Below are 23,322 nucleotides of genomic sequence, written 5' to 3' on the forward strand. Positions count from 1 at the left end.
AGCGAGGAACACGGGTCATCGGCGTGTCGCAACAAGATTCACAGTTGTCACACTCGTAGCATCACTATCAACTGTTAACTTTTGGCAACCGTTTTTACAGCTACATCGGCACCTAACTCAACCCAGGGAGAATAGAGTGAAGCAACGACGTCGACTAGTCCCCACGAGGTCACCGTGGACCACACCCGTCATCGCGACGGTTTCCTCCATTGCCCTCGTCATGGCGGCCGCATTCGGCGGCCAGCAGGTCCTCAAAACCCAGGACTCCGGTTCCGGCGGCCCCATCGAGGTGAAAAACGCCTCAGAAAGCTTTAGCGACGCCGACTCCGTCGTCGTTGATGATCCCGCCGTGGCAGCGCAAGGCGATGGCGAGGGCCCGCGTGCCGTCAAGCACTTCCACCGCGACGAACCATTCAACATGTTCGCTGTGACCTGGGAGGGCAAGCGCGACGTGCACTCCTTCGTCCGCTCCAAGCAGGAGGACGGCTCCTGGAGCGAGTGGTTCGATATGGATGCCATGAACTACGGCGATGGCAAGAACGGTACCGAGCTTATTTACGTGGGCGATACCAACGATGTGCAGGTATCCATGGCCAATGTGGACCTCGTGACCGGCTCCAACCTGGATGACGATGCTGAATTGCTCGAAAAAGCAGCCGGCGCTGCGGATGCCAACCGTGCCGCACCGCTGCCCTATAACGTCGGCGATATCGCCCCTGTAGCTGATGAGAACAACACCGACCGCACCACCGTGTCGGACCTAGATGCCGTCTTCATGGACGGCAATGCCCAAGAAGGCCACGCCATCGAACCAACTGCCACCACCGATGGCATGCCAAAGGTAGTTTCTCGCTCCGGATGGGGCGCCGATGAATCCAAGCGCTGCCAGCAGCCCACCTACGATGACGGCATCAAGGCGATGACGCTGCACCACACCGCGGGCTCCAATAACTACACCCCGGCACAGGCCGCCGCGCAGGTTCGCGCTGCCTACGAATACCACGCACAGAACCTGGGCTGGTGCGATATTGGATACAACGTGCTCGTGGATAAGTTCGGCACCATCTACGAAGGCCGTTACGGCGGACTCGACAAGGCCGTCCAGGGCGCCCACGTTGGTGGCTTCAACTCCCATAACTGGGGCATTTCCATGATTGGTAACTACGAAATTGCGGAACCATCACAGAAGATGCTGAACTCGGTAGCAGAAATCGCCGGGTGGAAGGCCGCTATCTCAGGCATCGATCCCACCGGCACCGCTACCCTGACCTCTGGTGGCTTCGGCGGGTCCAAATATGCGGCCGGCGCGCAGGCAACCGTGCCTGCCTTCAGCGGACACAATGATTTCCACTACACCCAGTGCCCGGGTAGCCACACCGTGCAGCACTGGAAAGAGATCCGCGATAACACTAAGCAGAAGTACAACGCGGTTAAGGTCGGCGGCAGCGCCGCTGCAATGAACTGGGATAAGAAGCCATCGATTAGCGGCGGTCAGTCCACCCCGGGCGGGACCACCTCCTCCATCGGCGGTGTCGACATTCCAGTATCGACCATCCAGGCCTTGGCTGGCATCGCCGCCGCGGTCTTCGGCGTCCTGGTTGCCAACGACCGCGTGGCACAGCCGGATACTGATAAGAAGGTTGCCGGTAACCTGACCGCGGGCGATATTCCGAATATCGTCAACAAGGTTGTGCAGCTTTCTAATAACGAAGGCCTCAAGGAATCCTGGACCTCCGTCCTCAACGCCTTTGGCCCAGTCCTGGGACTCGCCGTTGGTGGACCGAACTCCACCGATTCCGGCAAGATCATGTACCAGCTCTTCCAAAACGGCGTGGTCCTCTCCTCCAAGGACTCCGGAGCCAAGGCCCTGACCGGGGAGATTGCTAAGAAGTGGGCAGAGGGCGATAACGCCTCCAAGCTCGGCCTGCCCACGACCAATGAGATTAAGAACGGCAAGGAAATCCGCGTCCAGTTCCAGGGCGGCGAGATTGTCTACAACATCGACACCGAAAAGGTAGACATCTACACCAAATAGTCTCCTCCATGGAGACGAGGCGCTAGAACCAGCGCTCCAAAACCTTTGCCACGCCCGCCTGGTGGTTGGCCACGGTGACCGCATCAGCGGCCGCCTTGACCGCCGGGAGGGCGTTTTCCATTGCCACCCCGCAGCCGGCCCAGGTGAGCATCTCAATGTCATTGGGCATATCACCAAAGGCAATGGTCTCTTCCTGCGCTATCCCATGCTGCTTGGCCAACCACTCCACGCCGCGGCGCTTGGTGACGTTGGGGGCCGCAACCTCAAGCACGCCCTCCTGCATGGAGTAGGTGATATGCGCCAGCTCCGAATCAATATGGGGAGCAATCAAGTCATAGAGTTCCGGTGCGGAATATTCCGTATTCCGGATAAGCAGCTTGACCACTGGCTGCGCCACCAGCTCGCCCACGCTGACGACGCCAAAACCCTCAAAGAGGGCATTTTCGGAGTAGTGCGGGTCGACGACGAAGAGCTCCTCGGGGGCATCGGCAAGCGAACCGCCCGCGCGTTCCGCGCCAAAGCCGACGGTACCAAGGACGCGCTGCGCAACCGTCACCACCTCTTCTAACGCGTCCGGGTACAGCTCGCGCGCGGATAAGACGCAGTCCTCCGCGGAATCATAGAGCACCGCCCCATTAGATGTCACGCATACCGGGCGCACCGTGAGCTGCTCCAGCACCGGCTCTATCCAGCGAAAGGGCCTGCCGGTGGATAACGCAAAATAAGCACCCTGCTGCACCGCCCGCGCCACTGCGTCGCGGTTGCGACGCGGGACGCGATGATTGCGGTCCAACAGGGTGCCGTCAATATCGCTCGCGATGAGCCGAGGGGCCCGGGTAGGGAAAGTATCCATACCCGCGAGTTTACTTCAGGATTTAGAAGTCCATCTCATCCTCATCGGAGTCTTCCCAGTTCAAGGAACGCTTGATAGCGCGCTTCCATTCACCGTAGAGGTAGTCCACCTCTTCTTGCTCCATCTTGGGCTTGAATACGGTGAGGTCACCGCGCTGGGTATCCAGGATGCTGAGGTCCTCCCAGAAGCCATTGTCCAAGCCGGCAGCAACAGCGGCGCCGGTTGCGGTGGTCTCAATGTTCTTCGGGCGGTGCACCTCCACGCCCAAGATGTCAGACTGGAACTGCATGAGCAGCTCGTTGGTGGTCATGCCGCCGTCCACGCGCAGCTCGGTGATCTCCACGCCGGAGTCCGCCACCATGGCATCCGCCACATCGCGGGTCTGGTAAGCGGTTGCCTCGAGGACGGCGCGTGCCAGGTGTCCACGGTTGGCAAAGCGGGTCAGGCCGACGATGACGCCGCGGGCATCGGAACGCCAGTGCGGAGCGAAGAGACCAGAGAACGCTGGGACGATGTACACGCCACCGTTGTCCTTGGTCTCGCGTGCCAGGTTCTCGATGGCAGAGGAGTTGGGGATGAGCTGCAGGTTATCGCGCAGCCACTGCACGAGGGAGCCACCCATGGAAACGGAGCCTTCCAGTGCGTACACGGGGCGCTCGCCCTCGCGCTGGAAGCAGACGGTGGTCAGCAGGCCGTTTTCGGAGAACTTCGGGGTGGTACCGGTGTTCAGCAGCAGGAAGAGGCCGGTGCCGTAGGTGTTCTTGGCCGAACCCGCGCGGAAGCAGCCCTGGCCAAACATAGCGGACTGCTGGTCACCCAAGATGGCGCGAATGGGAACGCCGGCGAGGGAACCGCGCTCGCGGACGGTGCGGAAATCACCCAGGGACGGGCGAATCTCCGGCAGCATGGACATCGGAATGCCCATTTCCTTGCACAGATCTTCGTCCCACTCCAGCTTTTCGATGTCCATGAGCAGCGTACGCGAAGCGTTGGTCACGTCCGTTGCGTGCAGCGCTTCCTTGTCGCCGTCGCCCTCGGCACCGCCGGTCAGGTTCCACAGCAGCCAGGAGTCAATGGTGCCGAAGAGCAGCTCGCCCTTTTCGGCGCGCTCGCGGACACCATCAACATTATCGAGGATCCACTTGACCTTCGGGCCCGCTGGGTAGGAGTTGATCAGCAGGCCGGTGCGGCGGCGCCACTTATCCGGGCCCTCTTCACCTGCCAGTTCCTTACAGATGGCGGAGGTGCGGGTGTCCTGCCAGACGATGGCGTTGTAGACGGGCTCACCAGTGTTCTTATCCCACACCACGGTGGTTTCGCGCTGGTTGGTGATACCGACGGAGTCGATATCTTCTACTGTTATATCGCCATTGGCCAAAGCCTCCCCCACAGCACGGCGGGTGTTGCTCCAGATCTCCTGCGGGTCGTGTTCTACCCAGCCCTTTTCTGGGAAGATCTGCTCGTGCTCGAGCTGGCCCACGGATACCTGATCGCCATCGTGGTTGAAGATGATGCAGCGGGTTGAGGTGGTTCCTTGGTCAATAGCTGCGACGTATTTCTTATCACTCATGTGTCTAATTTCTCCTGTATAGGGGGTGGATTAAAGCGCAATGGACAATAGGCCAACGGCAACAGCCGAAAGCAGCGGGCCAACAATCGGCACCCATGCATAGCCCCAGTTAGCGCTGCCCTTGTCCTTAATGGGAAGGACGAAGGCGTACATCAAACGCGGTCCCAAGTCACGGACCGGGTTGATGGCGTATCCCGTAGGCGTACCAAGGGACAGGCCGACGGCAACAACGACGAATGCCACGCCGAAGTAGCTCAGTGGGCCCAGCTCGCCACCGGCAGGACCGAAGGCGATGAACATCAACAATACGGTGGTGGCGATGAACTCGGTTACCGTATTCCAGCCATTGTGTGGGTGTGCGGGGGCGGTGAAGAAGATTCCCCCGGTTTCAGAATTGGCGCCGGTAACCTTGCCCTCTTCGTCGTAGTTATTCGCATCGAAGAGTTGCTTGAACGCGGCCCATGCCAGGAAGGCACCGAACATAGCACCCAGGATTTGGCCTAGCGCGTAGAACGGAACCAGGTTCCATTCAAGCGAACCATTGAGCGCGAGCATGAGCGTTACCGCAGGGTTCAAGTGGCCCCCAGTCGGGTCGGCGACGCTGGCGCCGACGAAGACGCCCATGCCCCAGCCCAAGGCGATAACTATCCAGTCGGAGCCACGCGCACCCGAGGTGCGGAGGTTCACCAGCGCACACACGCCGTTACCAAGAAGCAGCAGCAGCGTGGTGCCGATAAACTCCCACAAAAATGCATCAGATCCAGCCATTAGCGCCTCCCCTTATCCTTGAGTCTCGGTCGGACGAGCGGAGCCAGCGCGGACCAGAATGTCGTTAGCTTCGCGGTCGGTCACAGCTGCCTCAGCGGCCAGCTCTGCCTCGGTGTGCTTGGTGAAGGTATCCACCTCGAGCTGCTTGTCTTCCTCGCTCCAATCCAGCAGCGGAGCAACGAAGTCTGCCACGGCAGGAGCTGCGTTGACGCCACGGTCACCAAACTCGATGGCGACGCGGAGGCGACGGGTCAAGATATCGTCCAAGTGCAGCGCGCCCTCGTGGGTGACGGCGTAGCGCACCTCAGCCCAGAGGTAGGTTTCAGCACCGGGAACGGGCTCGAGCAGGGACTCATCGTCCTGCGCAGGAGCCAGAACCTCGCCCAAAAGCGAACCGTAGCGGCCGAGCAGGTGCTCGATGAAGTCCTCGCTCAGGTTGTAGCGGCGGGCCAAGGTAGGAATCTGGTTGGCCAGCGCGTGGTAGCCGGCAGCGCCCAGGATCGGGGTGTGCTCGGTGATGGACTCTGGCACCTTGCCGCCGAGTTCTTCCACGGCTAGGTCAACGGCATCCTTACCGATGACGCGGTAGGTGGTGTACTTACCACCGGCAACGGAGACCATACCCGGGGCCACGCGAGCCACGGCGTGGTTACGGGACAGGTTGGTGGTGGAATCGGACTTGCCGGACAGCAGCGGGCGCAGGCCGGAGTAAACACCGACGATGTCATCACGGGTGATCTGGCGGCGCACGCGCTGGTTGACCTCATCCAGGATGTAGTCAATATCCGCCTTTGTAGGGGCGGGATCCGGAAGGGATAGGCCCTTCTCCCAGTCGGTATCGGTGGTACCGATGATCCAGTAGTCACCCCATGGGATGACGAAGAGGACGGACTTTTCGGTCACGAAGCACAGGGCTGCTTCTGCATCCAGGGCATCCTTTGGCACGACGATGTGCACACCCTTGGAAGCGTGAACGGTGAACTTGCCTTCCACGCCGGCCAGCTCCTGGATTTTGTCGTTCCAGACACCGGTAGCGTTGATGAAGACCTTACCGCGCACGGTGGCCTCGCGGCCGGTGGCGGTATCGCGAACCTTGGCGCCAACGACGCGGCCGCCGCGGTCCTTATCAAAACCGATGACCTCGGTATTGGTGCGCACATCGGCGCCGTATTCAGCGGCGCTGCGCAGCACGGTCATCGTGTGGCGGGCATCGTCCACCAGGGTGTCGTAGTAGCGCACACCGCCGACGATGGCGTCTTCCTTCAGGCCAGGGGTGACCTTGAGGGCGCCCTTGCGGGTGAGGTGCTTTTGCATCGGCACGCTCTTTGCACCGCCCATGAGGTCATAAAGGGTAAAGCCACCGAACATCATGACGCGCTCCCATACGTGGTGGGTGAGCGGGAAGATGAACTTCAGCGGCTTAACTAGGTGGGGAGCCAACGTGGACATGTTGAGCTCGCGCTCCTTCAGTGACTCTGCCACGAGGCGGAAGTCAAACATTGCAAGGTAGCGCAGGCCACCATGGAACATCTTGGAAGAGCGGGAAGAGGTACCAGCGGCGAAGTCGCGGGACTCCAGCACCGCGGTCTTCAAACCACGGGTTGCCGCATCCAGTGCCGCGCCGGCACCTACGGAGCCACCACCGATGATGACGACGTCGTAGTCCTCATCCGCGTAGCCATTCCACACATTTTCAAAATATTCGGGGTTAAAGGATTGATTGCTTTGCTGGGTCATTAGAGACCGCATCTCCTTCCTTGGTGCTCATGTGTGCTTGCTCCGACAAACAATGAATGAGATGGCGTAAGCACAGCTAAAAGCAAGTTTTGGATGATTCATGATGGCGACTATTGCGCTCTAAAAAGTAGAGCCAATATCTCCTATCTCCTATGGTAGAGGTCACCGCTTAAACATTCACTAGAGGTTTCTCACACGTAACTTCCGGCCCCGTAAGCAGTCAATTCCCGCCCTTTGATTAGCCAACCAAAAAGAAAACCACCCCCTCGCGGGGGTGGTAACGCCAACGTTTGCACGCGCCTAGTCTTTTTGTAACCGGGCCATCGCTTCCAAAACCTCGGACATACCTGCGCGCTCGGCGGAATACGTCACAGCCTGCGCATCCTTGACCACCTCGATGGGCGCGGTCTCCAGGGCAACGACCGGGATGTAATTCAAGAATTCTTCATCGCCCGGCTCATTGCCAAAGACCAGCGCCTCGCTCGGCTTGGCTTCCAAATCATCCAGGATGCAATCCACGCCGGCGGCGGCCGTGACCGAGGTAACCTTCATCGCTTCTTTATCCAAAAGCGGCTTTTCGGCCTGCTCATCAAGCTGGATATGCCACACCGCCTGCGGGACATCGAGATCCGCATCGCACGAGACCACGATGAGCACCTCCGCTGCGGGGTAGATGCTTTCTAGCGCCGCCTTCAACCGCGGGGTCAGGGCATCGTCTTCCCAGTTCAGCGTGCTTTGATGCGCCACCACTACGCGCGGGATGGCAGAAAACTGGGCCTTGAGCCGGTGCGGCAGACGGGAAACTATCAGGCGGGACTGGGTCGCCGCGGCGAGCAATCCCTGCTCTACCACGGATCCTTCCCAGATCTCCTTGCTGCTTGCGGCAATAGAGGCTTGGGCCTGCGCCACATCCGTCTTCAGCTGGGCCATAACATCGGCGACCTTATCCTTGCCCTCATCCAAGCCGCGGGTTGCCTCTTCCACCACGGCATTGAGGTTGGTCTTGACCCACTCCAAGGTATCGGCCGCGATGTGCTTCTTTTCCTGCGGCTCTTTGCCATCGTGCTCATCCTGCCCTTCCTCATCCTTGGCAGAGGCCATGTGGTTGCGCACGAGTTCAACGGTGGAAACGGAAACGCGATCTTTGAGTCCCACCAAGTCATCGCGCAGGCGACGCACTCGGTGCCGCTCCGTTTCCACCTCCGCATCGCGGGCTTCGGCCTCTTCCAGCGTCGGGGCGGAACCACCCTTGCGCGCAGGAACCCAATATTCGCCGGCGGGCATGGGGCCGAACTCCGCCTCGTAATCCTCCCAGAGTCCCTCCAAGGCCTCCTGCATGCGGCGGCGGATTTCTGCGGTATCGGCCTCCGGATCCCCGGTGGGGTAATACGGCTCGAGCGCGGTAATAAAGACCGGAGTCTTGGTGCGGCCCAAGTTCTTCTTGTGACCCTTTGTCCACAGGCGCTGCGAGCCGAACATCACCTGCGGAACAATTGGCACGCCCGCTTCAAAAGCGATGCGGGAGGCGCCGGTTTTCATGCTGCGAATTTCAAAGCTGCGGGAAATCGTGCCTTCAGAAAAGACGCCGACGAGCTCGCCGGCCTCGGCAAGCTCTACCGCCTTGCGCAAGGACTCTTTGCCATCGATGCGGTCTACCGGCACGTGCCCCATAGCGCGCAGCAGGGCGCCCACGCCTGGGGTGCTAAAGATGCTGGCCTTGGCTAGAAAGCGCACCAGCCGTTTTTTGCGATAGGCAATGAACGCGCCGAACAGAAAATCCATATACCCGGTGTGATTGCACACAAGGACGGCACCGCCGTCATCGGGAATATTCTCCTCCCCAGACAGGCGCATCTGCAGGCCTTGGGCCAAGGTGAGGCCGCGCCCGATGTGGGTGATCTGGCGGTACAAGAAATTCGTCGCAGCGTTCATGGTGCTCCTTTAGCTTTGTTCCGCAGGCTACTGCGGCGTGAGGACATCCTTGCCCACGAATGGGCGCAGGGCCTCTGGAACAACGACGGAGCCATCGGCTTGCTGGTGGTTTTCCAAGATCGCCACGATCCAACGGGTGGTGGCCAGGGTGCCGTTCAAGGTGGCGGCCACCTGCGTCTTCCCGTTCTCATCACGGTAGCGGGTGGACAGACGGCGGGCCTGGAAGGTGGTGCAATTGGAAGTGGAAGTCAGCTCGCGGTAGGTGCCTTGGGTTGGCACCCACGCCTCGTTATCGAATTTGCGGGCCGCCGAAGAGCCCAAGTCACCGCCGGCGATATCGATGGTGCGGTACGGCAATTCCATCGCAGCCAGCATTTCCTTTTCCATATCGAGGAGCTTTTGGTGCATGTCCTCGGCGTCTTCCGGCTTGCAGTAGACAAACATTTCTAGCTTGTCGAATTGGTGCACGCGCAGGATGCCGCGGGTGTCCTTGCCGTGGGAACCCGCCTCCCGGCGGAAGCAGGAGGACCAACCCGCGTACTGCAGGGGACCATTGGATAGATCGATGATCTCATCCTTGTGGTAGCCAGCCAGCGCGACTTCGGAGGTGCCCACGAGGTAGCGATCATCGGCCGGAAGGTAGTAGATCTCATCGGAGTGCTGGCCCAAAAAGCCCGTGCCGGACATGATCTCTGGGCGCACCAGAACCGGCGGGATCATCAGCTGGAAACCGGCTTCCCGCGCCTTTTGTGCAGCCAACATCAGCATGCCCAGCTGCAGGAATGCACCATCGCCGGTGAGGTAGTAGAAGCGGGCACCGCCGACCTTCGCACCGCGCTTGACGTCAATGAGTCCCAGGGACTCGCCGAGTTCAAGGTGGTCCTTAGGTTCGAAATCGAAGTGCGGGATCTCGCCTACCTCTTCAACGAGGACGAAGTCATCCTCGCCGCCGGCGGGTGCGCCTTCAACGACGTTATCGATCTTGTACTGCAACTCTTCCACCGTGGCCTCAGCCGCGGACCGAGCCTCTTCGGCCTCTTTGACCTTGGCTTTCAGCTCATCTGCGCCTTCCAGCAACGCCGGGCGCTCTTCCGGGGAGGCCTGACCAATCTTCTTGCCCAGGGATTTCTGCTGGGAGCGCACCTCATCTGCCTTCTGGATGGCAAGGCGGCGCTTCTCATCGGCAGCGAGGAGCTGATCCACGAGCGAGGGGTCTTCCCCACGGGTGACCTGGGAGGCGCGGACAACGTCTGGGTTTTCACGGAGTAGCTTGAGATCAATCACGGAACTGATTCTAGCGCACTGCCATTGCCTTGCCGTGGTAATAACCAGCGAATTATTATGGAATCATGTCCTCCCTAGAATTACCGGCCCGCGAAATCAGCGATGGCCCCACCCCAAAGCACGCTCAATTGCACGATATTCTGGAGGAATTATGTAATACCACCCTCAAACCCGGTGATATCCTCCCCGGTGAGAGGCTCTTGGAGGAAACCTACGGCGTCTCCCGCATTACGGTGCGCCGGGCCATCGGGGATCTCGTTGCCGCCGGAAGATTGCGCCGCGTGCGCGGTAAGGGCACCTTCGTAGCCCCCAACCCCTTGGTATCGCGCCTGCACCTGGCTTCTTTTTCTGATGAAATGAGCGCCCAGGATGTGGTGGCTTCCTCCAAGATCCTCAACAGCGGCCGCGCGAGCGCCCCGGAGGCGGCCACCCACTTCTTTGGGGCCCCTGCCACGGAAGAACAGATTCATTTGCGCCGGCTGCGCTTGGGCGATGGCGAGCCTTATTCCATCGATGATGGCTGGTATAACTCCGCTTTTGCGCCGAGCCTGCTGGAAAATGACACCTATAATTCGGTGTATTCCATTTTGGATAAGACGTTTGGCGTCCCCATCACGGACGCGGACCAGACCGTCTCCGCCATTGCCGCCAACGAGGAGATCGCGCCGCTTCTCGATGTCCCCGTGGGTTCCCCACTGCTGCACATCGTGCGCTGCTCGCGCTCGGGGGATAAGCCCGTGGAATGGTGTTCCTCGGTCTACCGCACCGATAGGTACCACCTGAATACCCGCGTTTCCCGGGATACCTCAATCTAGAAAACACCCTGCTTAAAGGGTAAGATAATGGGCCTTATGAAGAAATCACCTGCGTGGCGTTCCGCTGTGGCCGTCCAGATTGCCTTGATCTCAGCAATCGCGGCGGCCGTTTTCATGGGCATCTACGGCATTGTCAGCAACCACGGGTCTAACGGGGGCGATACTACCGCCGCGTCCGAACAGTCCTCTGCGGGCGGTGCCGATGGCTCAGGATCCTCCGATGCAAAGGTGGAGCCTTTTACCTCCGCTTCCGCTGGGTCCTGCGTGACGTGGGATATCAATGAGGATGGCTCTGCCGCTTCCTTCAAGGAGGTGGAATGCTCGGAGCAGCACCGCTTCGAGGTCTCCACAGTGGAGGATCTCAGCGTCTACCCCACCAGTGAATTCGGCCCGGATGCCTCGCGGCCCGCGCTTACCCGCCAGCACCAGCTGCGCGATGAGCTCTGTGAGTCCGCCACGGTGAGCTACCTGCACAGCAAGTGGGATCCGCACGGCAAGTACGATATTGCCTCCATCTTGCCGCCGGAATCCGCGTGGAATAACGGTGACCGCACCCTGCTGTGCGGCCTACAGACCACCGATGATCACGGCGTGCCGCAGTTGACCACCGGCAATGTTGAGGCCTCCGAGCAGGCCAACCTGGCCAAGCCGGGCGAGTGCCTGGCCATCGATGATCAGCAAGTACCGCATGTGGTGGACTGCGCCCAGCCGCACCAGCTGGAGACGGTATCCGTCATCGACCTGGGCAAGAAATTCCCCGACGCGTACCCGGATGGCAAGGAGATGGATAAATTCCTCTCGGATTCCTGCACCGCTGCCGCCGAGGACTACCTGGGCGGGGAAGAACAGCTCTACCAATCCACGCTGCAGCCGTTCTGGGGCACCGTGTCTGAAGAGTCCTGGAATGGCGGCACCAAGTCCGTGAACTGCTCGCTCGTCCACGCCCGCGATGATGGCGGCTTTTCCTCCATCACCGGTGCCGCCACCGGCGGCCGCCAGGCGCTCTCCATCGACGGCAACCCGCCGGAGGAGCGCCCGGAGCGCAACCCGATTCGCGATAATAAGCCGGCACCGTAAATGTATTCCGTATCGGAAGAACGCTTCGAGGAAATGGTCAATGACGCCCTCGATCAGGTGCCCGATGAATTCGTGCGCAAGATGCGCAACCTGGTGATCATGGTGGAAGAAGAAAACCCCGATGATCCCACCTTGCTAGGGCTCTATGAGGGCGTCGCCCTGCCCCAGCGCACCTTCGACCACACCGGGTATTTGCCCGATGCCATCTTCATCTACCGCAGCACTTTGCAGCGCTGGGCCGCGTCAGAAGAAGACTTGGCCGAGCAGGTCAAGGTCACGGTCTTCCACGAGCTAGGCCATTACTTTGGCATGGAAGAACACGAACTGCACCAGCTGGGCTGGGGCTAGAGCTCAATATCGGCCCAGCGGGTAAGCGTCCACTCGCCAAATTTCTTGCCGCGCGGCTCCATCACGGTAAAGCGGCAATTGGGCATATAACCGGTATAGGCAAAGTCCGCGTCCGCCCCGGTGGCGTGCTTGGTTACCACCCGGATGGCGGCGCCGTGGCTGACGAGGATGACATCGCGGTCATCGGCAAGCTGCGCCGCAATCTCTTCCAACGCGGGCTGGAAACGCGAAAGCACGTCCTGGAGCCGCTCGCCGCCTTCCATGGCGGCCTGGCTATCGCCGTAGCACCAGCCGCGCATGGCCGTATCGTGGCTGCGGTGGGCGGCCTCGCTGGCATCGAGCTCCCAATCGCCGGCGAAAATCTCCTGCACATTCGGGATGACATCGATGGGAATGGAAAAGCGCGGCAGGTTCCGCTCCTGTTCAAAGGCGCGCGCCGCCAAGGTGGCGGTCTGCTGCGCCCGCAGCGCAATCGAGCACTTGAAGTCGACCTCGCGCTCGCCCACAAAGCCTGCTAATTCCCGGCCCACCTCCGTGGCCTGGTTGCGCCCCAGATCCGTAAGCTCCGCGCCCGGCGGCCGGGTATCAAGCAGCCGGGAGACATTGGAATGGGTTTGGCCATGGCGCAGCAGGATGATTCTTCCAGTCATGCGTCCAGATTATTGACCCCTGCGCGCCCTCGCCACCCAGGCATCCGCCTCCGCCAAGTCCCGCGGTGGGTGGCCGGCGGGCGTCGCGGTGGGCCAGGAGCCCAAAAACCGCAGTTCCTCCGCCCGCAACCACACCGCACGCAGGGCCTCAGCAACCGGCTGGTCATCGATATGCCCAATCAAGTCCACATAGAAGCGGTAGTTACCAAAGGTTTGGCGCGTCGGCCGCGACTCAATCCGGGAGAGATCCACCCCGCGGTGGGCGAAATCTTGTAACGCCCCCACTAGGGTTCCCGGCTGGTTGGGCAGGGTGAAAATGACGCTGGTGCGATCCTGGCCGGTGCGCGCGGTCGGGCGCCCCGGCAGGCCCACCAACACAAAGCGGGTGGCCGCTCCCTGCACGTCGGCCACGCCGCTCGCCCTGGTTTCTAGGCCGAAGATTTCAGCCGCCCGCGCTGGCGCCGCCGCCGCGTCGACCTCCCCGCGCGCTACGGCCTGCGCCGCCGCCGCATTCGAACTAGCCGGCACGAATTCCACGCCCGGCGCGTTCTCCGCTACCCAGCCGCGGATTTGTTGGAAGGCCACCGGGTGCGTACTGAGGCGCGTGATGTCTTTCGTTCCCGGCCTTGTCATGATGCTGAAGGTAACGGGGATATCTACCTCGCGGTAAATCTGTACGGGATCGCCTTCTACCAGCGCGTCAAAGGTCGTCGTCACCGCCCCATCCACGGAATTTTCAATGGCGACGCAGGCATAATCGGCCTGCCCGGCGCGCACGGCCGCCACCGCCGCTGATGGCGAGTCCACCGGCAGGGTCTCCACGGTCTCCCCGCGCGCTTCCCACTCGGTAGCGAATTTGTGCACGGCGGCCTCCGTGAACGTACCGGCGGGGCCTAAGAAAGCGATGGTTGTAGTCATGCCCGTCACCTTAGCCCACTAGACTGGTGCGCCATGGACTTTTCCATAGAACGACTCCGCGCGGATGTGCAGGGCATGGGCCCCGCAGAGCACGGTTTTACCTACCTGGATCTGCAGCGCACCCCCGCCCGCACCGGCCGGCTGCGCGGGTGGGTCCTATCTGCAAAAGATCTCAACGATGTCGCGGGTATGCCCACCACTTTGGGCAATGCCAAGCGCACGTACTATCCCGCGGTCAGCGAGCCGTTCATCGCGACATTGGAAAAGCAGGGCGCCATATTCATTGGCAAGTCCTCCACGCCGGAGTTGGGCTTGCGCGTCGATACCGAGCCGGTGGATCTTCCCCACCCCGATAATCCTCTTTATCCAGGCCGCACCCCGGGCGGTTCTTCTGGCGGCGCGGCCGTCCAGGTAGCCCGCGGCCTCGTGCGCGCGGCCCAGGCCAGCGATGGCGGCGGTTCCATCCGCGTTCCCGCGGCGGCCTGCGGGGTCGTGGGGTTTAAGCCTGCGGGCAGCCATCTTGGCGCGGAGGGTTTTATCACCCGCACCGTGGCCGATAATGCGTTCCTGCACGGCCACCGCATGATCACCCCGCGCGCCCGCATTGGGCTCTTGCTTGAGCCCCTGTTTGCCGCGGCCCGGGTGGAAGCCCACCACCTGCGGGCGGCACGCGAGGCCGCAGATCGGCTGCGCACCGCGGGGTTTGAGGTCGTCCCCATTGCGCCTTATCCGCAGGCAGGGGCCACGTTTGCGCACTTCCGCGAGATCTTTACCTCCCGGTTTGTGGGTCTGCCACAGGCAGAGGGCTACGCGGCTTGGGTGGCCCAGCAAGGCGCTACCGTATCCGCCGCCGAGCTAAGCGCCGCGCAGCGCCATGTCCGCCACCTCCCGGAGCTCCTAGCGCAGCAGTGGCGGGTCGATGCCATTATCACGCCCATGCTCACCGCGGATCCCCCGCCGCGGGGGCATTTCCTGTCCCTTCCGCACGCGGAGAATTTCAACGCCCAAACGCGCTGGTCCCCGTGGGCTTCGCTGTTTAATATGGCCCAATTGCCCGCCATCTCTGTACCTTGGGCCATCCCCGCGCACCCGCCCGTCGGCGTGCATGTGGGAGGCATTACGCTTTCCGATGCCCAGCTTTTAGGCCTCGCCCACATCTTGCACCCATGACCAAGAACCTACGCGCCGAGCTGCTCATCGTCCTCACCCTGACCTTCGGTATTTCCGGGGTCAGGGCGGTGCTGCGGCTTATCAATTCGCTGGCAGCCCCGCAGCCGCTCAATGAGCAATCCGTCACGCTCAACTCCAGCCAATCCGCCCTGGCGTGGGTGGATTTGGGCCTGCAATTGTGCTCGGCGGCGGTCCTTTTTGCCTATGGTGCGCTAGTACTTTTCCTGCTGGCGAAAGACCACATTAAACCGGCGGCCTACCGCGCCTCTGATTGGTTGCACGGCGCGGGACTCGCCGCGCTCATCGGCATCCCGGGCTTAGTTTTGTATTTCGTCGCGGTGCAGTTTGGCTGGAGCAAAGAGGTCATTCCCGGTGACTTCGATAATGCGTGGTTAGAGATTCCGGTCTCCCTCATCAAGGCCGCCGCCAATGCCTTTGCGGAAGAAACCGTGGTGGTCATGTGGCTAATGACCAGGCTGCGCCAAGCGCGCTGGTCGCTGCCCGCCGCCTTGGCGGCAAGCTCCATCCTGCGCGGTTCATATCACCTGTACCAGGGGGTATCGGCCGGCTTTGGCAATATCATCATGGGCGTAATCTACGGCTACTACTATCACCGCACCGGCCGCGTGTGGCCGCTTGTCATCGCGCACTTTCTTATCGATGCGATCGCTTTCCTCGGCTATTCCTTCGGCCTTTCCGTACTTTAAGTGTGGCGTGCTCGCGAGGAAAGCGGGGGAATTGGCCGGCGCCTTGTAAGGTATAGCGCATGACTGAATCAGGACGAGATCCGCATCGGGAGGCGCGCCGCGCTGGCGATAGCTCATCCAGTGAGTTCGTCCTTGGGGCCGATGGCCGTCCCCTCAAGGACCGCTACGGTCGGCCCATTCGCCGCCGGCCGCGCACGAATCGTGCCGAGCCGCAGCAGCACATCCCGCGCCAGGAAACCCCTACCCGCTACCCCAGCCAGTACCGGGCCCAGCAGCGTTCCGCGCAGCAACCACCACAGCAACGGCCGCCGCAGCAGCGACCGCCACAGCGATCGCAGCCGCAATCGCCGCAGCAGCTGCAACAGCGCTACCAGCCACAACAAGCGCAGCAACCGCCCCGCCGCCACTCTAAGCCGCACAGCCGCCGGAAAAAGACCAATCCAGTCAAACGATTCTTTGGCTGCGCCGGCATCTTTATCCTCGTCGTCGTGGTCTGCAGCCTCATCTTCGCACTGTGGGCCGATACGCGCCTGACCCGCGTAGATGCCCTCCCGGATGAGCAGGTGGCCAATACCTCTGGCACCAATTGGCTGTTGGTGGGATCCGATTCCCGCCAGGGCCTGTCCGAAGAAGACCAACAAGCGCTCGGCACCGGTGGCGATGTGGGCGAGGGACGCACCGATACCATCATGCTCCTGCATATCCCGCGCTCCGGCCAAGCCCAGCTGGTCTCCATTCCGCGCGATAGCTACGTGGAAGTACCAGGCTTCGGCATGGATAAGATCAACGCCGCCTTTGCCTACGGCGGGCCAAAGCTCCTCACGCAAACCGTGGAGGGCAATACCGGCCTGCACATTGACCACTATGCCGAAATCGGCATGGGTGGTTTGGCCAATGTGGTCGATTCCGTCGGCGGCGTTGATATTTGCGTTGCAGAGCCCATCAATGACCCGCTGGCGGGCATCGATCTGCAGGAAGGCTGCCAGAAGCTAGAGGGAAGCGATGCGCTGGGCTATGTGCGCACCCGCGCCACCGCAATGGGCGATCTCGACCGCGTGCAGCGCCAGCGCGAGTTCTTCGCGGCGCTCCTAGATAAGATCACTTCCCCGGCCACGCTGATTAACCCCTTCCGGTCGATTTCCCTGATTAATCAGACCGCCTCTTCCTTCATCGTCGGCGATGGCGACCACGTATGGCACCTAGCCCGCGTGGCACTTGCGATGGGCTCCGGCGTGGACACGGAAACCGTCCCCATTGGCGGGTTCCAGGACACCGTCGTGGGCAATGTCGTGCTCTGGGACGATGAAGGCGCCCAACAGCTATGGGACTCTATGAAATAGGCCTGAACTCAATCTTCGTATCGGAAAAACGTTATTGAGAAACCAGCAAGTGTGGTTGCTATGAAGAATTCAGGGTAAATTCTCCATTCCACAGGATCCATAGAAAGCATCCTAATTATGCCAAGCATGAAGGCTACTGCGCTGGCGGCTGCGAAAGCCCAGGCTATGCGCCGCGGCCCTGAGTTTTTCTTATTCATGCCTTAACTCGTTTTAGCTAGATTGCGAAGAAAGCGGCCCTTTCCTCCTCGTATTGTCGGGAAAGGGCCTCTTTGTTGTGGTGCGTTTAGCGCAACGTCACCTGGCGGGACTTGATGTTTTCTAACTGCTTGCGCTCTTCTGCGTTCAATTGCGCGTCATTGGAGATTTCTTCTGCCAAGGCCTTATCTACGCCCGCGAGCTTGTCCTCATAAGAGGAGTAATCAACCTCGGGCTGCACGTCAAAGACGGGAGCGATGAGGCCGTGGGTGCGGAATACTCCGGCGAACTTGGTGTCCTCGCCCAAGTTCAGCTCGCCGCGCGCGGCGACTCGCGCCAAGGCGTTGAGGAACGCGGCCTCATCGTCGTTCGGGCGCACCCAGCGCACGTGCGCTTTGCCGCCGCCGGCATTGGCCCAAAAGGCGGTGCCGGTAATGTCGTTGCCCACCTGGTGGGATTCGATGACCGAGTCATTGGCGGCGCGCATGGACTGCGATACCTCAGGGGTGACCTGCGCGCCTTCCGGAATCCACCAGCTGAAGTCCTGGTGGACTTCAATGTCGACGGTGGTTGCGGCATCGATAAGCTCACTAAGCTCCGGCTGCGAGCCATCGGCCGCGGTCGATTCCAAGGTAGAACCTGGCTCGTTGTTCTTGACCCAGTTCAGGGCGAAGGCCAGATCCCGGCCAGGGTTGTGGGTGTGGGACTGCACCTGCAGTGCCACAAAAGCATCGCCGCCGAATTCCTCATCGCGGATCAGCGCCGCGGTGGCGCCCGGGAGGACGGTGGAGACGTAGACGTTCCTATCGCAGCCCTTCACGTCAAGCTTCGCAAAAGCGGAGGGCACGAACTCTTGCATGGCAACGAGGGAAGCCTCCGCCGCGAGGCCGCTATAGGGGCGCGGGTCTTTTTCCAAGGCGGCGCGCTCTTTGGCACGGGCAGCAAGCTTCGCCTGACGGCGGGACATGCCCTCAGGCAGGTCTTCTTGTTTCTTTTTCTTCTTGGCCATGCCTCCAAGATACCTGCTTTCTACAGCTCAATAGCGCGCAGGGCCACCTCCGGCTGATTGGTGGCAAGCATGTCCACGCCATTGGACCAAGCCCACTTCATGTCCTCCGGCTTATCAACGGTCCACATATACGTGGGCAAGCCCTGCGCACCAATAATGGCCGCCTGCATCTTGGCGCGCAGCAGGGAAACCCCCAGGGCGCTCGGCCGCGACCACATGAAATCCGAACGATTAAAATGGCGTTCCCAATCTCGGCGCAGGTAAATGCGGTCAATGTGCGGTGCCAAAATCTTCATGCGCCGGATGGCTTTATGGGAAAAGGAAATAACGTGCATGCGCGGATCCTCATCGAGCCCGGCGGCGCGCAGCCGTTCCATGACCCGCTTTTCCAAGGCACTACCTTGCCCGGAGGGGTGCTTGGTTTCAATATAAAGGTGGTGGGGCTTGTCCCCCAGCATGGCCAGGAGGTCATCGAGAAGCATCATGCGCTGCCCCTTGCCGATGTCGACCTCGCTCAGCTCCCGCCAGTCCATCGCCGAAACTCGCCCGGCGCGCCCCGTCATTCGCTCCAAGGTGGGATCGTGCTGGACTACCACCTTGCCGTCGCGGCTTAACCGCACATCGCACTCCACGCCATGGATGGGAAGCTCCATGGCCTTTTCAAAAGCTAAGGGGGATAGCTCCGGGTATTTTCCGGAATATCCCCTATGCGCGACGATGTGCACTAGCCAAAGAACTTTTCTTTGATGTCATTGAGCGTCTTGGCAGAAGCGTCGAAACGCTCCTTTTCGTGCTCGTTGAGCTGCAACTCTACCGGGCGCACGATGCCGGTGCGGTTTACGATGGCCGCGGTGCCGATGTAGAGGTCCTCCACGCCGTACTCGCCCTGCAGGTAAGCAGAGACGGGAAGCGCCACGTCTTGGTTCTGGATAATCGCGGCGGTAATGCGTGCAAGCCCCATGCCGATGCCGTAGGAGGTCGATCCCTTTGCATCGATAATGGAGTAGGCGGCGTCGCGGGTTTCTTCAAAGATCTTTTCAATGCGCTCGGCGTATTCCGGATCTTTTTCCAGCTTCTGCGAAAGCGGCACACCGGCAACATTCGCGGTGGAGACGGCCGGTAGCTCAGAATCGCCGTGCTCACCAATGATGTAAGCGTGCACGGACTTCGGTGCCACGCCTTCCAATTCACCCAGCATGTAGCGGAAGCGCGCGGAGTCCAGAATCGTACCGGAGCCGATGACCCGCTTGTGGTCAAAGCCGGAGGCCTTCCATACCGCGTAGGTCAGGATATCGACCGGGTTGGAGGCGACCAAGAAGATGCCGTCGAAGTCATTAGCAATGACATCCGCGACGATGCTGTTCATGATCTTGACGTTCTTATCCACCAGGTCAAGGCGGGTTTCGCCGGGCTTTTGGGCGGCGCCGGCGCAGATGACGACCATGTCAGCGTCCGCGCAATCCGCGTAGGTTCCCTTGGTGACGCGGGTACGCTGTGGCGACCAGACCACACCGTGGTTGAGGTCCATGACATTGCCTTCCAGCTTCCGCTCATCGATGTCGATGATGGCCAGGTGGTCGACGATGCTCTGGTTGACCAGTGCGTAGGCGTAAGCGACTCCCACGTCACCCGCGCCAATGAGAACGACTTTATTTCCTACATGCTTTGCCATGACCCTATTGTGCAACGCCCAGCGGGGTTTTGCATGCGTAATGTTTCACACTGCACAACGCGGTACGTTCTGGGATAATGGGCAACCATGAAACGCGCCTTCAGCCGCGCTGCACTAATTTCTCTTGGCGTAGTCGCGGATCTCACGCCCGTCGTCCGCATGACCAGTCGGCAGACGTTGCCGCCCCATATGTCGGCCGGAATCTTAGGCGCAGAGCTGGCCACGTGGGCCGCGGTATCGCCGTCCCTGCTGCCCCGCCCGTGGTGGGTGACGGCGGCCAATGTATCTATCGGGCAGGCCATCGGGCACCTCGGGGCGGCCTCGACGAGCTTTGTGCTCAACCGGCTGGGCAAGCGCCCGCAAGACCGCTTGGGCCCGCAGCACCGCCAAATCTTGCACTTAGCTATTGGCGCCGGCACCGCCTTCAATGCGGCTCTCTCGCTGCGCAACCAGGAAAAGCAGGCGGGTCTGGTCAATAAACAACTGGTTCGCGGTCCGGCTACCGCGGCCATCGGCCTAGCCGCCGGCACCGCCGGATACGGCGCGCTACTACTGGTGGGCGAGGCGGCACAGCTGACCGTGACCAAATTATCGCGCCAATTGGGCCGTTGGGTTCCAGCACTCGTGGCCTGGCCGGTCGTTACCGCCGGGCTCACCGTGGCCGCGGTGGGGCTATCGGACCGCGTGGTATTCCGGCGCTGGATCCGTTCGCTCTCCCACAAGGCGCAGCGCCTGAATAAACAAATTTTTCCCGGCACGTCGATGCCCTGGGAGCCGGAGCGCTCCGGCAGCCCGTGGTCGCTTGAACCTTGGTCCGCGCTGGGGCAACAAGGGCGGCGTTTTGTCTCCAACGGCCCGCGCGCCCGCGATATTCGCACCATCACCGGTGCTCCCACCAAAGAACCCATCCGCATTTATGCTGGCTATATCCCAGGGCGTTCTTTTGCCCAGGCGGCGAAGAAGGTGCGCTCAGAATTGCGGCGCACCGGTGCGCTGCGCCGGGAGACCATCGTCATTCAGATGCCCGCGGGATCCGGGTGGATTAATAACTGGAGCGCGAGCTCCTATGAGTTTTTGACCGCCGGTGATTGCGTCACCGTCACCATGCAGTATTCCTACCTGCCCTCGGTTTTCGCCTACCTCGTGGATAAAAACGCGCCCAAGCGCGCTGCGGCCGAGCTCATTTCCGTGGTGCAAGAAGAAATTGACAAGCTCCCAGAAGAAGATCGCCCGCGGCTCTACCTTGCAGGGGAATCCCTGGGTGCCTACGCCATTATGGATAATTTCCAGAACAAGGACGAACTCCTCGCTGCCTGCAGCGGCGCGGTCTTTTCTGGCCCGCCGCGGATGACGCGCTTTACCCAGCGCCTGCGCCGCGATATCGGCTCGCTCGAGCGGCTCCCCGTCATCGATGGTGGGCAACACGTCCGCTTTGTCGCCCTACCGGAGCACTCGCGCCACGATGCCTTTGGCAACGATTTTCCTTCCAGCTGGCGCCGGCCCCGCGTGCTCATTGCCCAGCATGCTTCCGATGCCATCGTGTGGTGGGACCTGAACCTCATGTTCCGCCGCCCCACCTGGATGCACGAACCCCAACCAGAGACACTCCGAGCGGATACGCTCCGCCACCTGCGCTGGGCACCGTTTATTACCTGGTGGCAGATTGGCCTAGACCAGATCAACTCCCTGAACGTCCCAGGTGGCCACGGGCATAACTACTTTCAGGAGATGCTCTGGTACTGGAATGAGGTCCTAGGCTCCCAATCGCGCCTGAACCTCACTCCTAAATTAGCCCGGAAAATCGCCGGTTTTATCCGGCTCGATGCCTAATCGCACTTCACACCGGTGCTGTGGTGCGGGCAGTACCCATTCGGCACCTTGTGCAGGTACTGCTGGTGCTCGTCTTCGGCCAAGTAGTACTCGCCAGAGTCCGTATCGGCTAAGCGTTTTACTTCGGTCGTAGTTTCCCCAAAACCAAATTCTTTCAGCTTATCCGCGTAGCTATCCACGATTTCCTGGATTTCCTCCCGCTCTTCTTCGGTGCGGGGATAAAACGCGGAACGGTACTGCGTACCCACGTCGTTTCCTTGGCGGAAGCCCTGCGTCGGATCGTGGGCTTCCAGTGCCTTCACCACGAGGTCGCGCAAGGAGATCTTCTCCGGGTCATAGGTGACCTCGACGGTTTCTGCATGGTTGGTTTGCCCACGACAGACCTCGTAATACGTGGGGTTCGGGGTGGTGCCGCCGGCATAGCCAACGGAGGTGGACTCAACACCATCGGTCTCCCAAAACATCTTTTCTGCACCCCAGAAACAACCCAGGGCAATCAAGATCGATTTCTGGCCGTCCTTCCACGGACCGGTAATTGGGGTATTCAGCACCGCGTGCGGGGCTGGGTCCAAGACCGGCTCGCTGCGGCCCGGCAGGGCATCTTCCGCAGCCACCATCTTCGGCTCTGGTTTAAACATCCACATCAGGTAAAGCTCCTTTCTCTATTTCCCTAAATAACGTTGTACTGGGCTAATAGATTCCCGGGCCACTAAATATTCGCGGTAATTGCAGATTTCAAATTAATCATGGCGAAATCTTTCGATCGTGCCTATCATCGGGACACGTACCCGAAGAAAGGATTACACAAATGGCTGTTTACGAACTTCCTGATCTCCCATACGCATACGACGCACTGGAGCCACACATCTCCGCAGAGATTATGGAGCTCCACCACGACAAGCACCACGCAACCTACGTGAAGGGTGCTAACGCTGCCCTCGAGGCACTGGAAGAAGAGCGCAACGGCGAGGCTAACCCAGACCGCATCCGCGCCTTGTCCAAGAACTTGGCTTTCAACCTGGGTGGCCACACCAACCACTCCATCTTCTGGAAGAACCTGTCCCCGAACGGTGGCGGCCAGCCCACCGGTGAGCTGGCAGAGGCTATCGACCGCGACTTCGGTTCCTTCGAGAAGTTCCAGGCACACTTCGCTGGTGCTGCTACCTCCCTGCAGGGTTCCGGCTGGGCAGTGCTGGGTTACGACCACATCGCTGACCGCCTGATCATCGAGCAGCTCACTGACCAGCAGGGCAACGTTTCCGTTGACTTCACCCCGCTGCTCATGCTCGATATGTGGGAGCACGCTTACTACCTGCAGTACAAGAACGTGAAGGGCGACTACGTCAAGGCCGCTTGGAACGTCTTCAACTGGGACGACGTTGCAGAGCGTTTCGCTGCAGCTAAGAAGTAAC

Annotated in this window: 21 protein-coding genes; 9 read left to right on the plus strand and 12 right to left on the minus strand. The window is 60.8% G+C overall.

The window, feature by feature from the left end; genetic code table 11:
- Positions 1 to 136: 136 nt before the first annotated feature.
- Positions 137 to 2,035, plus strand: coding sequence for an N-acetylmuramoyl-L-alanine amidase (locus EL217_RS10560; protein WP_023029687.1), 1,899 nt, complete (start codon positions 137 to 139; stop codon positions 2,033 to 2,035).
- 22 nt (positions 2,036 to 2,057) lie between these two features.
- On the opposite strand, the gene EL217_RS10565 is transcribed toward EL217_RS10560, so the two are convergent.
- From EL217_RS10565 to serS, 6 genes are all read right to left on the minus strand, one after another.
- On the minus strand, positions 2,058 to 2,888 hold the full coding sequence (locus tag EL217_RS10565; protein WP_023029688.1) for a Cof-type HAD-IIB family hydrolase: 831 nt from the start codon (positions 2,886 to 2,888) through the stop codon (positions 2,058 to 2,060).
- 22 nt (positions 2,889 to 2,910) lie between these two features.
- Positions 2,911 to 4,458, minus strand: coding sequence for a glycerol kinase GlpK (glpK, locus tag EL217_RS10570; protein ID WP_005279713.1), 1,548 nt, complete (start codon positions 4,456 to 4,458; stop codon positions 2,911 to 2,913).
- Between the two features lie 30 nt (positions 4,459 to 4,488).
- Complete coding sequence (locus tag EL217_RS10575; protein ID WP_005285290.1) at positions 4,489 to 5,226, minus strand: MIP/aquaporin family protein; 738 nt, start codon at positions 5,224 to 5,226, stop codon at positions 4,489 to 4,491.
- 12 nt (positions 5,227 to 5,238) lie between these two features.
- Complete coding sequence (locus EL217_RS10580) at positions 5,239 to 6,963, minus strand: glycerol-3-phosphate dehydrogenase/oxidase (protein ID WP_005279711.1); 1,725 nt, start codon at positions 6,961 to 6,963, stop codon at positions 5,239 to 5,241.
- 300 nt (positions 6,964 to 7,263) lie between these two features.
- Complete coding sequence (locus tag EL217_RS10585) at positions 7,264 to 8,895, minus strand: lysophospholipid acyltransferase family protein (protein ID WP_126319944.1); 1,632 nt, start codon at positions 8,893 to 8,895, stop codon at positions 7,264 to 7,266.
- A 27-nt stretch (positions 8,896 to 8,922) separates the two neighbouring features.
- Entirely contained in the window at positions 8,923 to 10,179 is a 1,257-nt protein-coding gene (serS, locus tag EL217_RS10590; protein ID WP_005285300.1) for a serine--tRNA ligase, read from the minus strand.
- Positions 10,180 to 10,244: 65 nt separating this feature from the next.
- Here serS and EL217_RS10595 point away from each other — a divergent pair, with 65 nt between their 5' ends.
- From EL217_RS10595 to EL217_RS10605, 3 genes are read left to right on the plus strand one after another with little or no spacing between them, the layout of a single operon-like run.
- Positions 10,245 to 10,994, plus strand: coding sequence for a GntR family transcriptional regulator (locus tag EL217_RS10595; protein ID WP_023029691.1), 750 nt, complete (start codon positions 10,245 to 10,247; stop codon positions 10,992 to 10,994).
- A gap of 27 nt (positions 10,995 to 11,021) precedes the next feature.
- Complete coding sequence (locus EL217_RS10600) at positions 11,022 to 12,071, plus strand: septum formation family protein (protein WP_005285303.1); 1,050 nt, start codon at positions 11,022 to 11,024, stop codon at positions 12,069 to 12,071.
- On the plus strand, positions 12,072 to 12,419 hold the full coding sequence (locus tag EL217_RS10605; protein ID WP_005279702.1) for a metallopeptidase family protein: 348 nt from the start codon (positions 12,072 to 12,074) through the stop codon (positions 12,417 to 12,419).
- Here the strand turns inward: EL217_RS10605 and EL217_RS10610 are convergent.
- Both EL217_RS10610 and pheA read right to left on the minus strand, forming a co-directional pair.
- A complete protein-coding gene (locus EL217_RS10610) occupies positions 12,416 to 13,069 on the minus strand; it encodes a histidine phosphatase family protein (RefSeq protein ID WP_023018151.1) in 654 nt (217 codons plus the stop codon). The genes EL217_RS10605 and EL217_RS10610 overlap by 4 nt on opposite strands.
- 9 nt (positions 13,070 to 13,078) lie before the next feature.
- Positions 13,079 to 13,987, minus strand: coding sequence for a prephenate dehydratase (gene pheA, locus EL217_RS10615; RefSeq protein WP_023029692.1), 909 nt, complete (start codon positions 13,985 to 13,987; stop codon positions 13,079 to 13,081).
- A 33-nt stretch (positions 13,988 to 14,020) separates the two neighbouring features.
- Here pheA and EL217_RS10620 point away from each other — a divergent pair, with 33 nt between their 5' ends.
- From EL217_RS10620 to EL217_RS10630, 3 genes are read left to right on the plus strand one after another with little or no spacing between them, the layout of a single operon-like run.
- Positions 14,021 to 15,157 (plus strand): amidase, encoded by a 1,137-nt coding sequence (locus EL217_RS10620; protein ID WP_023029693.1) that lies wholly within the window; start codon positions 14,021 to 14,023, stop codon positions 15,155 to 15,157.
- Positions 15,154 to 15,864: a CPBP family intramembrane glutamic endopeptidase gene (locus EL217_RS10625; protein WP_023029694.1), complete on the plus strand. Its 711-nt coding sequence runs from the start codon at positions 15,154 to 15,156 to the stop codon at positions 15,862 to 15,864. The genes EL217_RS10620 and EL217_RS10625 overlap by 4 nt, the downstream gene beginning before the upstream one ends.
- Before the next feature lie 59 nt (positions 15,865 to 15,923).
- The gene (locus EL217_RS10630; protein WP_023029695.1) at positions 15,924 to 17,204 is read left to right on the plus strand and encodes an LCP family protein; all 1,281 of its coding nucleotides are present in this window, start codon (positions 15,924 to 15,926) and stop codon (positions 17,202 to 17,204) included.
- A gap of 283 nt (positions 17,205 to 17,487) precedes the next feature.
- Here EL217_RS10630 and EL217_RS10635 read toward each other — a convergent pair whose 3' ends face one another.
- The 3 genes from EL217_RS10635 to EL217_RS10645 are packed head-to-tail and all read right to left on the minus strand — an operon-like array spanning position 17,488 to position 20,080.
- Positions 17,488 to 18,408 (minus strand): DUF5926 family protein, encoded by a 921-nt coding sequence (locus EL217_RS10635; protein ID WP_023029696.1) that lies wholly within the window; start codon positions 18,406 to 18,408, stop codon positions 17,488 to 17,490.
- Positions 18,409 to 18,428: 20 nt separating this feature from the next.
- Positions 18,429 to 19,133 carry a glycerophosphodiester phosphodiesterase family protein gene (locus EL217_RS10640; protein WP_126319945.1) on the minus strand — a complete coding sequence of 235 codons (705 nt, stop codon included), beginning with the start codon at positions 19,131 to 19,133 and terminating at the stop codon, positions 18,429 to 18,431.
- Positions 19,133 to 20,080 (minus strand): L-lactate dehydrogenase, encoded by a 948-nt coding sequence (locus EL217_RS10645; protein ID WP_005285324.1) that lies wholly within the window; start codon positions 20,078 to 20,080, stop codon positions 19,133 to 19,135. Before EL217_RS10645 ends, EL217_RS10640 begins: the two co-directional genes overlap by 1 nt.
- Positions 20,081 to 20,167: 87 nt before the next feature.
- Between EL217_RS10645 and EL217_RS10650 the strand changes: the two genes are divergently transcribed.
- Positions 20,168 to 21,910 carry an alpha/beta-hydrolase family protein gene (locus tag EL217_RS10650; protein ID WP_126319946.1) on the plus strand — a complete coding sequence of 581 codons (1,743 nt, stop codon included), beginning with the start codon at positions 20,168 to 20,170 and terminating at the stop codon, positions 21,908 to 21,910.
- Here the strand turns inward: EL217_RS10650 and msrA are convergent.
- Positions 21,907 to 22,554 carry a peptide-methionine (S)-S-oxide reductase MsrA gene (msrA, locus tag EL217_RS10655; protein ID WP_023018158.1) on the minus strand — a complete coding sequence of 216 codons (648 nt, stop codon included), beginning with the start codon at positions 22,552 to 22,554 and terminating at the stop codon, positions 21,907 to 21,909. The genes EL217_RS10650 and msrA overlap by 4 nt on opposite strands.
- Before the next feature lie 164 nt (positions 22,555 to 22,718).
- Between msrA and EL217_RS10660 the strand changes: the two genes are divergently transcribed.
- Positions 22,719 to 23,321, plus strand: a complete 603-nt coding sequence (locus EL217_RS10660) for a superoxide dismutase (protein WP_005279684.1) — start codon at positions 22,719 to 22,721, stop codon at positions 23,319 to 23,321.
- Position 23,322 lies beyond the last annotated feature (1 nt).

The sequence above is a fragment of the Corynebacterium segmentosum genome, from assembly GCF_900637825.1.
GTDB classification, from domain to species: Bacteria; Actinomycetota; Actinomycetes; order Mycobacteriales; family Mycobacteriaceae; genus Corynebacterium; species Corynebacterium accolens.

What these genes read in the sequence shown, in the direction of transcription:
- EL217_RS10565 (WP_023029688.1), bottom strand. Translation starts at nt 2,888, where the DNA reads ATGGATACTTTCCCTACCCGGGCCCCTCGGCTCATCGCGAGCGATATT.
- glpK (WP_005279713.1), bottom strand. Translation starts at nt 4,458, where the DNA reads ATGAGTGATAAGAAATACGTCGCAGCTATTGACCAAGGAACCACCTCA.
- EL217_RS10575 (WP_005285290.1), bottom strand. Translation starts at nt 5,226, where the DNA reads ATGGCTGGATCTGATGCATTTTTGTGGGAGTTTATCGGCACCACGCTG.
- EL217_RS10580 (WP_005279711.1), bottom strand. Translation starts at nt 6,963, where the DNA reads ATGACCCAGCAAAGCAATCAATCCTTTAACCCCGAATATTTTGAAAAT.
- EL217_RS10585 (WP_126319944.1), bottom strand. Translation starts at nt 8,895, where the DNA reads ATGAACGCTGCGACGAATTTCTTGTACCGCCAGATCACCCACATCGGG.
- EL217_RS10595 (WP_023029691.1), top strand. Translation starts at nt 10,245, where the DNA reads ATGTCCTCCCTAGAATTACCGGCCCGCGAAATCAGCGATGGCCCCACC.
- EL217_RS10600 (WP_005285303.1), top strand. Translation starts at nt 11,022, where the DNA reads ATGGGCCTTATGAAGAAATCACCTGCGTGGCGTTCCGCTGTGGCCGTC.
- EL217_RS10605 (WP_005279702.1), top strand. Translation starts at nt 12,072, where the DNA reads ATGTATTCCGTATCGGAAGAACGCTTCGAGGAAATGGTCAATGACGCC.
- EL217_RS10610 (WP_023018151.1), bottom strand. Translation starts at nt 13,069, where the DNA reads ATGACTGGAAGAATCATCCTGCTGCGCCATGGCCAAACCCATTCCAAT.
- pheA (WP_023029692.1), bottom strand. Translation starts at nt 13,987, where the DNA reads ATGACTACAACCATCGCTTTCTTAGGCCCCGCCGGTACGTTCACGGAG.
- EL217_RS10620 (WP_023029693.1), top strand. Translation starts at nt 14,021, where the DNA reads ATGGACTTTTCCATAGAACGACTCCGCGCGGATGTGCAGGGCATGGGC.
- EL217_RS10625 (WP_023029694.1), top strand. Translation starts at nt 15,154, where the DNA reads ATGACCAAGAACCTACGCGCCGAGCTGCTCATCGTCCTCACCCTGACC.
- EL217_RS10630 (WP_023029695.1), top strand. Translation starts at nt 15,924, where the DNA reads ATGACTGAATCAGGACGAGATCCGCATCGGGAGGCGCGCCGCGCTGGC.
- EL217_RS10635 (WP_023029696.1), bottom strand. Translation starts at nt 18,408, where the DNA reads ATGGCCAAGAAGAAAAAGAAACAAGAAGACCTGCCTGAGGGCATGTCC.
- EL217_RS10645 (WP_005285324.1), bottom strand. Translation starts at nt 20,080, where the DNA reads ATGGCAAAGCATGTAGGAAATAAAGTCGTTCTCATTGGCGCGGGTGAC.
- EL217_RS10650 (WP_126319946.1), top strand. Translation starts at nt 20,168, where the DNA reads ATGAAACGCGCCTTCAGCCGCGCTGCACTAATTTCTCTTGGCGTAGTC.
- msrA (WP_023018158.1), bottom strand. Translation starts at nt 22,554, where the DNA reads ATGTGGATGTTTAAACCAGAGCCGAAGATGGTGGCTGCGGAAGATGCC.
- EL217_RS10660 (WP_005279684.1), top strand. Translation starts at nt 22,719, where the DNA reads ATGGCTGTTTACGAACTTCCTGATCTCCCATACGCATACGACGCACTG.